The sequence below is a fragment of the Enterococcus sp. DIV0876 genome, from assembly GCF_050529585.1.
Lineage (GTDB): Bacteria > Bacillota > Bacilli > Lactobacillales > Enterococcaceae > Enterococcus_D.
On sequence record NZ_CP172882.1, the window covers coordinates 800,428 to 812,358 of the forward strand.

The window sequence follows — 11,931 nt, forward strand, 5'->3', positions numbered from 1 at the left end:
GCGATGGCAAAAAAAATGTCGAAAAGCAAACGACAAGAAGCGCTATGGGGATACTTCTTCATTGCCCCATTTTTGATCGGCTTTGTCGTGTTTATGTTAGGGCCAATGTTGTTTTCATTCATTGGTAGTTTCACGGACTATAATTTAACCTCAAAAATGAATTTTATTGGATTGCGCAATTTTACCAGAATGTTTACCCAAGATTCGTTATTTTGGAAATCATTATACAATACGGCGTACTTTGTCGTGTTCAATGTACCATTGACGACTGTGTTCAGTGTCTTTTTGGCTACTTTATTGAATCAAAAAATACGTGGTATCAGTTTCTTCCGTACCACCTTTTATTTGCCAGCGATTTTATCTGGTGTGGCAGTCTACGTGTTATGGATGCAGTTGCTGTCGCCATCGGCAGGTTTGATCAATACATTTTTAAGTTGGTTCAATATCAAGGGTCCTGCTTGGCTTTTCGATCCGGAATGGACCAAACCAGCGTTGATTTTGATGAAAATCTGGAGTTCTGGCGGGGCGATGCTGCTTTATTTGGCGACATTGCAAAACATCTCGCCTGCGTTATATGAATCAGCAGAGATCGATGGTGCCGGGGTCTGGTCGAAATTTAAGCATATTACCGTGCCGCTGATCACACCCATCATTTTCTATGATGTGATCACGTCAACGATTGGTTCTTTCCAAATTTTCCAAGAAGCGTATGTTATGACCAAAAATGGTACGGGGGGACCAGCCAACTCATTGCTGTTTTACAATTTACACATGTGGAACAAAGCCTTTGTCGCTTTTGATATGGGTTACGCGATGGCCATGTCGATGATTTTATTTTTGATCGTCCTGATACTGACCTTTGTCAATTTGAAGTTGGCACCTCGTTGGGTCCATTATACGGGAGGCGAAAACTAATGCAGATGCATCAAAGAAGTCAGTCAAGTCAAGAGCGATTAAAAAAAATCCTCAGCTATCTGGTGATGAGTCTGGTTGGCATCGTCCTGCTGATTCCATTGCTTTGGATGGTATTTACTTCCTTGAAACCAATGGAGGAGATCGTTCGTTATCCCCCTACTTTTTTTCCAGAAGAAATCAATATTGCCAATTATTGGGAAACCATCAATGCGTTTCCTTTCTGGCAATACGCTAAAAACACATTGTTCATTACCATTTTGGTGGTGATCGGCAATGTACTGTCTAATTCATTTATTGCATATGGATTTGCCAAATTGGCTTTTCCAGCTAAAAATCTGATGTTTGCGCTGGTTTTGTCTACCATGATGATCCCCGGCTTTGTGACGATGATCCCTCAATATGTATTATTTTCAAAAATTGGTTGGGTCGGAACTTATTTACCGCTGATCGTACCTTCATTCTTTGGCAGTGCCTTTAATATTTTTCTGATGCGGCAGTTTTATATGTCTGTCAATAATGAATTGATCGAAGCAGCCAAAATGGATGGCGCCAATCATCTATACATTTGGAGTCGCCTGATGATTCCTTTGACCAAACCAGCATTGATCACGATTGCAATCAATGCCTTCAATGGCGCTTGGAATGACTTCCTTGGCCCATTGCTCTATATTCAAAACCAAGAACAGTATACATTGCAGATTGGTTTGCAGGTTTTTCAAAATCAATCAACGACCCAATGGAATTACTTGATGGCAGGTGCCACCTTAGTCTTATTACCAACTATCTTATTGTTCTTCATTGCGCAACGTTACTTTATTGAAGGCATGGATCTCACAGGGGGTTCAAAAGGATGAAGTTACGGACTGCACCGCAAAGGATCAATCAAAGTCTGCTTCATGGCATACGATGGCTTCCGCAATTGGTCGCCTTGCAAGGCTGGTGGCTGCTGTATACTTTGCCTCTTGTCACCAGCGTCGCCGCCACAAGGGCCTTGATCGAGGTCTTGATCCTACTGCGCAGCAATGATCAGCAGGAAGCAACGTGTGGACAACTGTTTCGCCAACGCATCCGACACCTGCGTAAGCGTAAATCAGACTGGTTCTTCAGCGGTCTGATGGGCTTGCTTGTGATTGATTCTTTGGTTCTAGGTCGTATCCAACTGCCTATCTTTCAAGTGCTTTCAGCAGGTTTATTGGTGGCTTTTGTCTTGTGTGCTTTGGTATTGTTTTATCAGACAATGGCCGGCTGGCAAACTGGAGGGACCTTCCCTCAGCTTTGGGTCAGTTTTTATCTATTTGGCAAGCAACCCAAAAAGGTATTGGGACATGTCTTATGGACGTTCTGTTTCGCTTTTGCACTGGTCCTTTTTGGCCCGGTATATCTATTGGTGCTGGGTATGAGCGGCTGGGTCCTAGGCAATCTATACATTTATCAAAAATAGACAGTAAGGGAAGTCAGCCAAAACTTCCTTTACTGTCTATGTCTTTATTTTTGACTATACTGCTTCATGTAACGAGGCAACGCTTCGCTGATTTGGGTAGGCAAGACAACATATTGATCTTTTGCCAATGCTTCACCAATCAAACTGTGGAGAAAGACTGCGCCATGAACAGTTGCTTCAGAACCTTTAAATTGGGCCAAAAAGCTGGTGATGATTCCGGCTAATGTATCCCCCATCCCTCCAGTCGCCATGGCAGGCGTACCTAGCGGATTCACAACGATTTGCTGGCCATAGACTTGGGTGCGATGGCTTTTTAGCACAACGATGCTGCCTAATTTTTCTTGGGCTTGCTGATTGTGTGCTTGCGTTTGTTCATCGATCGCCAAGCCGCTCAGACGTTGCCACTCCATTTGATGAGGGGTAAAGACAACCTGATCGGGATAAGGAAAAGTCATCGGATATTTGGCTGTCAATGTGATCGCTGAACCATCGATCACCAACCATTGATGTTCCTTTTGTGTTGTGACGATGCGTTGCAACAAATCGAAATTGTCTTTGCTCTCCCCAAGTCCGGGACCAATCAAGATCACATCGGCAGATTCTGTGACAGAATCGATCCAATCTGATCGGTGCCAATCGACAAACATCGCTTCTGGCAATCGTGCATGCAGCGACGAGCGATTGACTGGGTCGGATATCACCGTAGTCAAACCCGTTCCGCCATAAACACATGCTTGGGCAGCCATTAAAATCGCACCGCCAAATTGCTGATTGCCTCCGACTAAGACGGCTCTTCCAAAGGTACCTTTGTGACTTTCAACGGGTCTTTGTCGGATGACCTCTTTTAAAATTGTTTCATTCAATTGTTCCATTGTTTGACTCCTTTCATTCCTCGATTGGAATCGGTGATCCATTGGTTCTATTATACCTATTTATCGCAAAAAGACCGACTAAGATGACCAAATTTTTTTCCATTTTGGCCCTAAGAGTGTTATCATAAAAGGCGAGAAAAGAAATGGAGGGAATCAAATGACAATCGATTGGAAAAAAGAAGTCGAAGCCCGCAAAGATGATTTGCTGAACGACTTGATCGACTTATTAAAAGTGAAAAGTGAACGGGAAGACGACAAAGTCACTGCAGACGCACCTTTCGGACCTGGACCTCGTGATGCGTTGCTTCATATGCTGGCATATGGCGAACGTGATGGTTTTACAGTCAAAAACGTCGACAATTATGCTGGACATATCGAATTTGGTGAAGGTGATGAAACATTAGGCATCTTCGGCCACATGGATGTTGTGCCTGCTGGAGATGGTTGGTCAACTGATCCATATGATCCGGTGATCAATGACAACAAAATCTATGCCCGTGGTTCATCCGATGACAAAGGACCTTCTATGGCTGCTTATTATGGCATGAAGATCATCAAAGAATTGGGTTTGCCACTATCCAAAAAAATCCGTTTCGTTGTTGGTTCTGACGAAGAAAGCGGCTGGGCAGATATGGATTACTACTTCGAACATGAAGAAAAACCTGATTTTGGGTTTTCACCAGATGCCAATTTCCCAATCATCAACGGTGAAAAAGGGAACGTCACATTAGGATTGCACTTCCAAGGGAATAATGAAGGTGACTATCGCTTACAACAATTTACCGCTGGTTTAAGAGAAAATATGGTGCCAGGTACAGCAACTGCTACCTTTATCGCACCTTCAACTGATGCTGCATTGGCATTAGAGAAAGCTTTCTTTGATTATGTAGAAGCACAACCTGTCACTGGTACGATCGAAACAGAGAATGAACAAGTGAAGATTGAATTGGTCGGCAAAGGTGCCCATGGCGCAAGCCCACAATCAGGAATCAACGCAGGGACTTTCTTAGCAGTCTTTCTTGATAATTATGCTTTTGGCGGAGGCGCTAAACAATTTATCCATGCAGCAGCAGCTTACGTCCATGAAGATTTCTATGGTGAAAAATTAGGCGTGGCATATGAAGACGAAAAAATGGGTAAACTAACCATGAATGCGGGCTTGTTTGCCTTCAAAGCCAACCAAGCAGGTACCCAAGCGGATAACTTTATTGCCCTAAACTTCCGTTACCCTAAAGGTGTCACAGCCGAAGGTTTAGAAATCGGTATCGAAAAGACTGTGGGGATGGATGGAGCAACAGTGACCCGCAATGAACGCAACATGGAACCACATTATGTACCAGTAGATGATCCATTGGTTGAAACACTATTGGCTGTTTATGAAGAACATACCGGCGAAAAAGGCTTCGAACAAATCATCGGTGGTGGTACTTATGGCCGCTTATTGAAACGTGGTGTGGCATACGGTGCAATGTTCCCAGGTTATGTGGATACCATGCACCAAGCCAACGAATTCATGAGTTTAGACGATCTATTCAATGCAGCTGTTATCTATGCAGATGCAATCTATCGTTTGGCAAAATAAATTTATTCAACGATTTAAATCAATCAAGTGAACTGTGTGATCCAGAAAGGATGTCTGATCGATATCTAACTGAGGTCACGCAGTTTTTTGTTTCGTTTTGTTGTGTGAAGACAGGGCACTTGTTTGAAGCGGCCGCTACACCTATTTATAGTTGCAACGATCCGCAGTTTATATTTCAAATGGCAGGAATCGTTCATCTTCTCTTAGGTATCTATAAATGATAAGCTGTTCATAAGGACTTTATATGAATACAAGGAGTCATGGAGGATGATTATATGGATTATCAAGTGTTGAAACAGCAGAATGAAAAATGGCTGTCAGTTGCGGAAGAAATCGACCAAGCCGACTGGAAAGCGGCAAATTATTTAGCAAATAAAATGAAAAATAATGATTTTTTGGCATGGGAAGGTGTTGTCACCGCAGTAGAGAACGAAAAAATTATCGGCTTTTGTTCTTTCGTCGAAAAGGATATCGTTGAGGATATCCCTTACAGTCCCTATATCGCAATCGTCTATGTTGACCCGACCTATCGAGGAAACCATATCAGCCAACAGTTGGTGCAAATCGCGGAAGAACAATTGGCCAAAAACGGTTTCGATCATGCATATATCGTAACGCAACATCAAGGTTTGTATGAAAAATCCGGTTATCAGGAAATCGATCACGCAGTTGATAAGTTTGGGAGGAAAATGAGGGTTTTGGAAAAGGCGATTTAATATTTATCAATGTCTTTTATTTGACATAGTGTCAGATGAAAGACAAAACAATGATATCGACATAAGGAGACTGGGATCTTGATTTGTTAAGAACCTAGACTGTTTTTAATTTTGGCATTTCACTAAATTGATAAAATTAGTCGAAATTAACCGTTTTATATCGCTTGTTTGATGGTTAATTAGGATTTTTGCGTTTTCTGATAAAGTAAAATCATGATGAAGCGTTAGCGAAGATGTGTGACCGAATCGTCCGGCTAGATTCAAAAGTGTTGTGAAATTAGATGATAGCTGTATCGATCACCGCCCGTCCGGCCAATACGTCCGTTGGGGATCGTAGCGGCGGACGATTTTCCGGTTCGCTATAATATGTTGATAATAATAAACTGGCACGTCACCTTCTTCAATACGAAAAACAAAAAACAACGGGTGGTGCAAAACAGAATAGGCAGCGGGAATCAGAATATAATTCTTACCCGTATGTTCCATCGTGCGCGCAAAGCTATCGAACAAAAAGTGCACAGGTGTTGGTAATGTGACCAACTCATAGTAATGCTTCTCTAAAGCATAGGTTTCTTGCGTTGCATAAGCGATTTGTGCAGCGGTCATAAAAATCACTCCTCACTGAAATTATACGAACGTTTGTTCTGTTTGTAAAGGGGGAGTTTTTCATTTAAGGGCAGCATGCAAAAAAAAAAAACAACCTAAATTTTTGTAGGATGGAGGGTGACAAATAATTATGAAGCGAAAATTCTCTATATGATAGGGGCAATTGAATGAACAGAGTAACTAAAGTACTTGCTACAATTTTAGAAGCATAGAATCGGGAGTGAGATTGACAACCAACAAACAGAAAAAGATGATTTTAATCTTGATACTTGCATGTACAACTAATTTGTTGTATACTTTTGTTGATCATACATATTTTATAAGGAGGGGAATACATGGGAAAGCCAATTGAACAAGCGTTGGATGAATGTCTTTTTTTTAGTGTAAAAAAATTGGATCGTCTTTTAAATAAAATGGCAGATGAAGCATTTCGAAAAACTGGTTTAGCACCGACATACGGGTTTATTTTATTAGTCCTGAAAGAAAAAGATGGTATACCACAAAAGGACATTGCAGAAGTCTTATTTTCTGCACCATCAACGATTGCTCGCTTTGTCGAAAAATTAGAACACAAAGGGTTAATCAAAACAGTGACAGATGGACGCAAATCCCTCGTATATTTAACTGATAAAGGCAAGGATCTTTCTCAATTGATTGATACGAGTTGGGATGAACTTCATGATGCATATGGAGATATATTGGGCCATAAAGAAAGTGATATGCTTGCTAGTAAATTAAGCGATACAGCAGAGCAGCTAAAAAAAGTAAAATAAAATTTTTTACACAAAACAGTTGCATGTACACCTAATTTAAGTTATCCTTGCACATGTAAATGAAAGGAGGGAAATATTGAATAAAAAAAGAATAGTCATGTTCATTGGGATCGTAGCTGTTGCCATCAACATGCGATTGCCTATCACAGCAATTCCTCCTTTACTCTCTGATTTTGAGAAAACATATGGACTTTCCAGCAACTTAATCGGTTTATTGACATCGATACCCCTTTTGACATTTGCTGTATCTTCGCCAATTCTAGTAAGAATTGCTAGAAAATTAGGGAATGAGATTACTATAGCAATTTTTTTGATCCTTTTAGGAGTTGGCAGTTTCTTAAGAATTCAGGATAAAATTGGCATGCTGCTCATAGGGACATTTCTCATTGGATTAGGTATTTCTAGTGCGAATGTATTGCTGCCCGCGGTTATCAAACAACGGCTAAAAAATCCCCTTATCGGTATCACTGCTTACAGTACATCAATGCTTTTTGTAGGTGCAATAGGCACAGGCACTACAGGACTATTGAGTGTTCATTATTCACTTAGGAATATTTTGATGGGATTATCGATCATTTCAGTAATCAGTATCATTGGTTGGCTTCCGCTAATGCAATCCCCTTCTTATACCCAAACTGACAATAGCAAGAGACACGCAACATCGTCAGTTTGGAAAAGTAAGGTAGGTTGGTTGATTACCATTTTTTTTGGTTTGCAAGCTTTATTGTATTATTCGTTACTGACATGGCTGCCTAGTATTTTTTTGGCGCACGATTTTTCTACTCTGCAAAGTGGGACTTTAGTGACAATTTTACAGATAGGCTCTTTACCTATGGCATTTATTGTGCCGTTTTTTGCAAATCGCAAAAGGGGCGTTCAACACCTATGTCATATACTTGGACTTGGGTTGATAGTTGGACTGGCTACTTTGCTGGTCTCATCTAGTTATCAAATCGATATGGTTGCAAGTTTTGTGGTTGGAATAGCTGCGGGAGTTGCTTTTAATCTAGCAATAGTTTTCTTTACGCTAAAAGCGAAAGATAGTGACGAAACGGCCAATATTTCTGCGATGGCTCAATCTGCTGGCTACTTATTGGCAGCAGTAGGACCAGTATGGTTTGGTTGGCTGCATACCATCATGCATTCATGGAGCTTTGCAATGAGTACAGCAATATTACTTTCAGCAGTATTATGGGGAACAGGATATTTGATTGATCGCAGCAAATCAATAGCCTAAAAAAGAATGAATTGATTTAAAATTGTATGTACAAACATTAATTGAAAGGAAGAGGTATTTATAATGAATGAAATAAATTGGACTGAAAAATTTACACCTGGAGAAACAGATAATTTTGTTTCTAATGAAGTAATCATAAAGGATTTGTCTTTTGAAAAGGTATGGGAATATCTTTCTGATACCTCGTACTGGGAAAAATATTATAAAAACTCTTCAGATATCCATATGTATAATCAAGAATCAAGTGTATTGAACGAAGAAACGCGCTTTCGTTTCAAGACATTTGGATTCGATGTGGAAGCTCAAATAGAAGAATTTGATAAAAAGAATGACATTGCACGTTTGTCTTGGCATGGTTGGAATGAAGAAACAGGAGATGATTTCTTAGATGTCTACCATGCTTGGTTAATTGAGAAATTACCCAAAAATCGCATTCGTATTTTGACTCAAGAATCTCAAATTGGTGTACCAGCAAAAGCTATGGCAAATGAAACCCCAAATCCAATGATGAATGGTCATCAAGCTTGGTTAGATGGATTAGTAGCGTATACAAAAGCGCATTGATGGAACGACAAAAGTCTTATCTTTAGCAGTGTCTGAATGAAAGAACCTTCCAATAGATTTATCTTTAATAGCAGCAAAAAAATTATCGACAAGTAAACAAGATGGTCTTTGGAAATAAAGATATGGTTGCTATTATCATAAATGTGGAAAAGTAGAATATTATGAATAAAAATACGGAGGGAACATGATGAACGAACTAACTGAAAAATTAACCTTTGCATCAGGTGCAACGTTAAAAAATCGATTGATGATGTCACCAATGACAACCCAATTAAGTTTTTTTAATGGAGTAATCACAAAAGATGAAATCAATTATTATGCTGAGCGAGCAGGAGGCGTAGGGGCCATTATAACTGGCGCAGCCAATGTTCAAGATATCGGTAAAGGCTGGCCAGGAGAGTTAAGTATTGCAGATGATGAAACGTTGCCACGTCTGAAAGAATTAGCAGACGCAATCCATGCTAAAGGCGCTAAAGCCATTGTACAAATTTTTCATGGTGGGAGAATGACCTCATCAGCCACGCTTTCAGGTCAACAACCTGTTTCTGCTAGTGCTGTACCTGCAGAACGTCCTGATGCTGAAGTACCGCGAGAGTTAAGTGAGGCTGAGATTGTAGAAACCATCAAAGCATTTGGTGATGGCACTCGACGCGCCATCAACGCAGGTTTTGATGGTATTGAACTGCACGGTGCCAATACGTATTTGATCCAACAATTTTTCTCTCCCCATTCAAATAGACGAACAGATGCATGGGGAGGTTCTCTTGAAAAAAGATATCACTTTATTGATTCATTATTGAAGAACATCTTTGAAGTTGTAGATGAGTATGCAAATAAGCCATTTATAGTAGGATATCGTTTTTCACCTGAAGAATTTGAAACCCCTGGAATTCGCTTTGAAGATACCCTCTATTTAATTGAACAGTTAGCAAAGAGCCGATTAGATTATCTTCACCTTTCATTAAATCACTACGAACGTATGCCTCGATCAGAAAAGTATACCGAAAAATCAATTTTAGCCTACGTACACGAAGCGTTAAAAAATAGAAAACCATTGGTAGGGGTGGGCGGCATACGCAATCGCAAAGATGTGGAGTCTGTATTGGAAAATGCTGAGATTGCAGCCATAGGCCAACAATTATTAGTAGACCCTACTTGGGCAGAAAAATTATTAGACAATGAGGATTCCAAATTTGTCACGAAACCATTTGAAGAAGCCATCCATGATTTAGATCTGCCAGTTCCATTATATAATTTTTTAGTTGAACGCTATCAATCAATTGTTAATATTTAAAAAAAGGCACTGTTCTGAAAAAAGGTCTTCAATGTTTGAATAAATGTAGAAATAGTTTCAGTCGAATTTATGCATTGTAAAAAGTTTAGGTCCCAATTTATCCTAACAGTTTGATGAACTTGGAGGAGATTGATTGAACATGACACAAAAATGAAGCGTCCCGTAATCAAGATTTAAGTAATCCTTAAATCCTCAAGGTATACAGACTGAAGACCATGCTGCTATCGTGAGAAAAATTTAACAAAGTAGCATTGTCTCAGTTATTTGCCCTGGTGTTGCAAGTCCGTTCAATAGTAAAGACGAGCATGATAAAGTGTTGGTAGCAGGTAAGCAGTATCCACTTGGTTTTATGTACAAATAATCAGTAAGAGGCAGGTAACTGTTTAACATAAAATCATAGAGCTAAGGGCAAACATTTTATGCTACACTAAGGTCAAAGAATCTGTATATCGTAAAAAGGATGTGTATTCATGGAGTGGCGGGCGTTAGAAGCATTGAGCGATCGGTTTGCAGCAGAAAAAATAGCAAGAAATAACGGGTGTTATCACATAAAAAGAGAAAGTGCTACTGTATGTCAATTGGCTTTTTCAAGAACAGGTCATTGTGGAGAGACGTTATATCAGCCATTGATCAAAGTTCGGCGGGAAGCCGATGTGGCGATTCCCTATTACTTACTGGATGTAAATGCGCAGCCAATCAAGCGTCTGCAACGAGTGTCTCCAAGTGATGCAGCGGCATTAGATCAGGCATTGGCAGCATTGATAGAAAAATTTCAACAAGACTTAGTATACGCATAAATAGTCAAAAACCAGGTGAATAAAAAATAGACCGATCGTTTCACACACTTGTTGAAACGATCGGTCTATTTGTTTGGGTTCAGTTAAAAATCACCGGTAAAGCCCTGGCTTTGCATAAAGGCGGCAACATCCGGACGCCGTGGCTCACGGAAAAACTCGGTCATTTTTGTTTGCCAATTGGTTTCTTGCTGATTGCTGCCTCGGTGGGCATAGTAGGCAGCCGTTGTTTGATTGTATTGATCGACGATTTGTTTGGTCAATGGTTGATAGTGATCGGTACTTAAAATGGCGGCTTGGGGCAAGCGTACTTTGACCTCGTTGCGGCTTTGGGGATAACCGATCGTTAAACCAAAGAGGGGGAATGTCAGCTTAGGCAAACCTACCAATTGAGCGATAGCGGATAAATCATTACGAATGCCGCCGATATAGCAGATGCCTAAATCTTGGGTTTCAGCGTAAGCGACCATGTTCTGCGCAGCGATAGTCGTATCAACCACAGAGACGATAAATGGCTCCATCGTGGTCAATGCGTGGTTGGATAACCCAGCTTGTTCCAATAGTTGTTGATGCTTGTATAAGTCAGCCACAAAGAGATAAAAGACACCCGTACGAGTAATATAATTTGGCGCGCCGGCAATCTTTTCGATGGTTGCCAATTTTTGCGGATCCTTGATTTCAATGATTGAGTAGGCTTGGACGAAATTAGAACTAGCACCACTTTGTGCCACTTGGACCAGCTGTGCTTTCAGTTTGTCAGATAATGGTTCGGGTTTGAAATCTCTGACAGATGTATGATTGATGAATTGATTAAATAGGTCCATTTGTTTTCCTCCTGTAGAAATGGTATCTTTATGTACACTCAGTGTATCAGAAAAAAAGTCGACTGACCAAAAAGAATATTTTCAAGAAAATATCAACATTAAGAGATTAAAGTTGCCAAGATATATATTTTCCGTTATGATAAATATACATTACAATATTCCTTAGGGGAGTAACTGGTGGCGAAAGCCGCGGTAATATCAACAGTAAGTAAGCTGGCAACAGCTTTCTGGTATTATTTTAAACGGTGAGACCTAAGACAAGCACATACTTGTCTTAGGTCTCTTTTTTTTTTTTAAAAGATACTTAAGCGGG

At 40.2% G+C, this 11,931-nt stretch carries 13 protein-coding genes; 10 read left to right on the forward strand and 3 right to left on the reverse strand.

The annotated features are described in order from the left end of the window. Positions 1-3 precede the first annotated feature (3 nt). The 3 genes from IGI41_RS03760 to IGI41_RS03770 are packed head-to-tail and all read left to right on the forward strand — an operon-like array spanning position 4 to position 2,356. Positions 4-915: a carbohydrate ABC transporter permease gene (locus IGI41_RS03760; protein ID WP_430611387.1), complete on the forward strand. Its 912-nt coding sequence runs from the start codon at positions 4-6 to the stop codon at positions 913-915. Between the two features lie 5 nt (positions 916-920). Next, on the forward strand, positions 921-1,769 hold the full coding sequence (locus IGI41_RS03765) for a carbohydrate ABC transporter permease (RefSeq protein WP_430612716.1): 849 nt from the start codon (positions 921-923) through the stop codon (positions 1,767-1,769). Beyond that, positions 1,766-2,356 carry a hypothetical protein gene (locus IGI41_RS03770; RefSeq protein ID WP_430611388.1) on the forward strand — a complete coding sequence of 197 codons (591 nt, stop codon included), beginning with the start codon at positions 1,766-1,768 and terminating at the stop codon, positions 2,354-2,356. Before IGI41_RS03765 ends, IGI41_RS03770 begins: the two co-directional genes overlap by 4 nt. 44 nt (positions 2,357-2,400) lie before the next feature. Here the strand turns inward: IGI41_RS03770 and IGI41_RS03775 are convergent, their stop codons facing one another. Continuing rightward, positions 2,401-3,228, reverse strand: coding sequence for an NAD(P)H-hydrate dehydratase (locus IGI41_RS03775; RefSeq protein ID WP_430611389.1), 828 nt, complete (start codon positions 3,226-3,228; stop codon positions 2,401-2,403). Positions 3,229-3,385: 157 nt separating this feature from the next. Here IGI41_RS03775 and pepV point away from each other — a divergent pair, with 157 nt between their 5' ends. Next, positions 3,386-4,810, forward strand: a complete 1,425-nt coding sequence (gene pepV / locus IGI41_RS03780; protein ID WP_430611390.1) for a dipeptidase PepV — start codon at positions 3,386-3,388, stop codon at positions 4,808-4,810. 275 nt (positions 4,811-5,085) lie between these two features. Beyond that, positions 5,086-5,526: a GNAT family N-acetyltransferase gene (locus IGI41_RS03785; RefSeq protein WP_430611391.1), complete on the forward strand. Its 441-nt coding sequence runs from the start codon at positions 5,086-5,088 to the stop codon at positions 5,524-5,526. A 297-nt stretch (positions 5,527-5,823) separates the two neighbouring features. On the opposite strand, the gene IGI41_RS03790 is transcribed toward IGI41_RS03785, so the two are convergent. Next, positions 5,824-6,132, reverse strand: coding sequence for a DUF5960 family protein (locus tag IGI41_RS03790; protein WP_430611392.1), 309 nt, complete (start codon positions 6,130-6,132; stop codon positions 5,824-5,826). Between the two features lie 335 nt (positions 6,133-6,467). On the opposite strand from IGI41_RS03790, the gene IGI41_RS03795 reads away from it, so the two are divergent. The 5 genes from IGI41_RS03795 to IGI41_RS03815 all read left to right on the forward strand — a co-directional run bounded on the left by IGI41_RS03795 (position 6,468) and on the right by IGI41_RS03815 (position 10,797). After that, positions 6,468-6,905: a MarR family winged helix-turn-helix transcriptional regulator gene (locus tag IGI41_RS03795; RefSeq protein WP_430611393.1), complete on the forward strand. Its 438-nt coding sequence runs from the start codon at positions 6,468-6,470 to the stop codon at positions 6,903-6,905. A gap of 76 nt (positions 6,906-6,981) precedes the next feature. Further along, positions 6,982-8,142 (forward strand): MFS transporter, encoded by a 1,161-nt coding sequence (locus IGI41_RS03800; protein ID WP_430611394.1) that lies wholly within the window; start codon positions 6,982-6,984, stop codon positions 8,140-8,142. 63 nt (positions 8,143-8,205) lie between these two features. After that, positions 8,206-8,706, forward strand: coding sequence for an SRPBCC domain-containing protein (locus tag IGI41_RS03805; RefSeq protein WP_430611395.1), 501 nt, complete (start codon positions 8,206-8,208; stop codon positions 8,704-8,706). Between the two features lie 187 nt (positions 8,707-8,893). Then, entirely contained in the window at positions 8,894-10,000 is a 1,107-nt protein-coding gene (locus tag IGI41_RS03810; RefSeq protein ID WP_430611396.1) for an NADH-dependent flavin oxidoreductase, read from the forward strand. A 470-nt stretch (positions 10,001-10,470) separates the two neighbouring features. Further along, the gene (locus IGI41_RS03815) at positions 10,471-10,797 is read left to right on the forward strand and encodes a hypothetical protein (RefSeq protein ID WP_430611397.1); all 327 of its coding nucleotides are present in this window, start codon (positions 10,471-10,473) and stop codon (positions 10,795-10,797) included. A gap of 83 nt (positions 10,798-10,880) precedes the next feature. Here the strand turns inward: IGI41_RS03815 and IGI41_RS03820 are convergent, their stop codons facing one another. Beyond that, on the reverse strand, positions 10,881-11,618 hold the full coding sequence (locus IGI41_RS03820; RefSeq protein WP_430611398.1) for an NADPH-dependent oxidoreductase: 738 nt from the start codon (positions 11,616-11,618) through the stop codon (positions 10,881-10,883). Between the last annotated feature and the right edge of the window lie 313 nt (positions 11,619-11,931).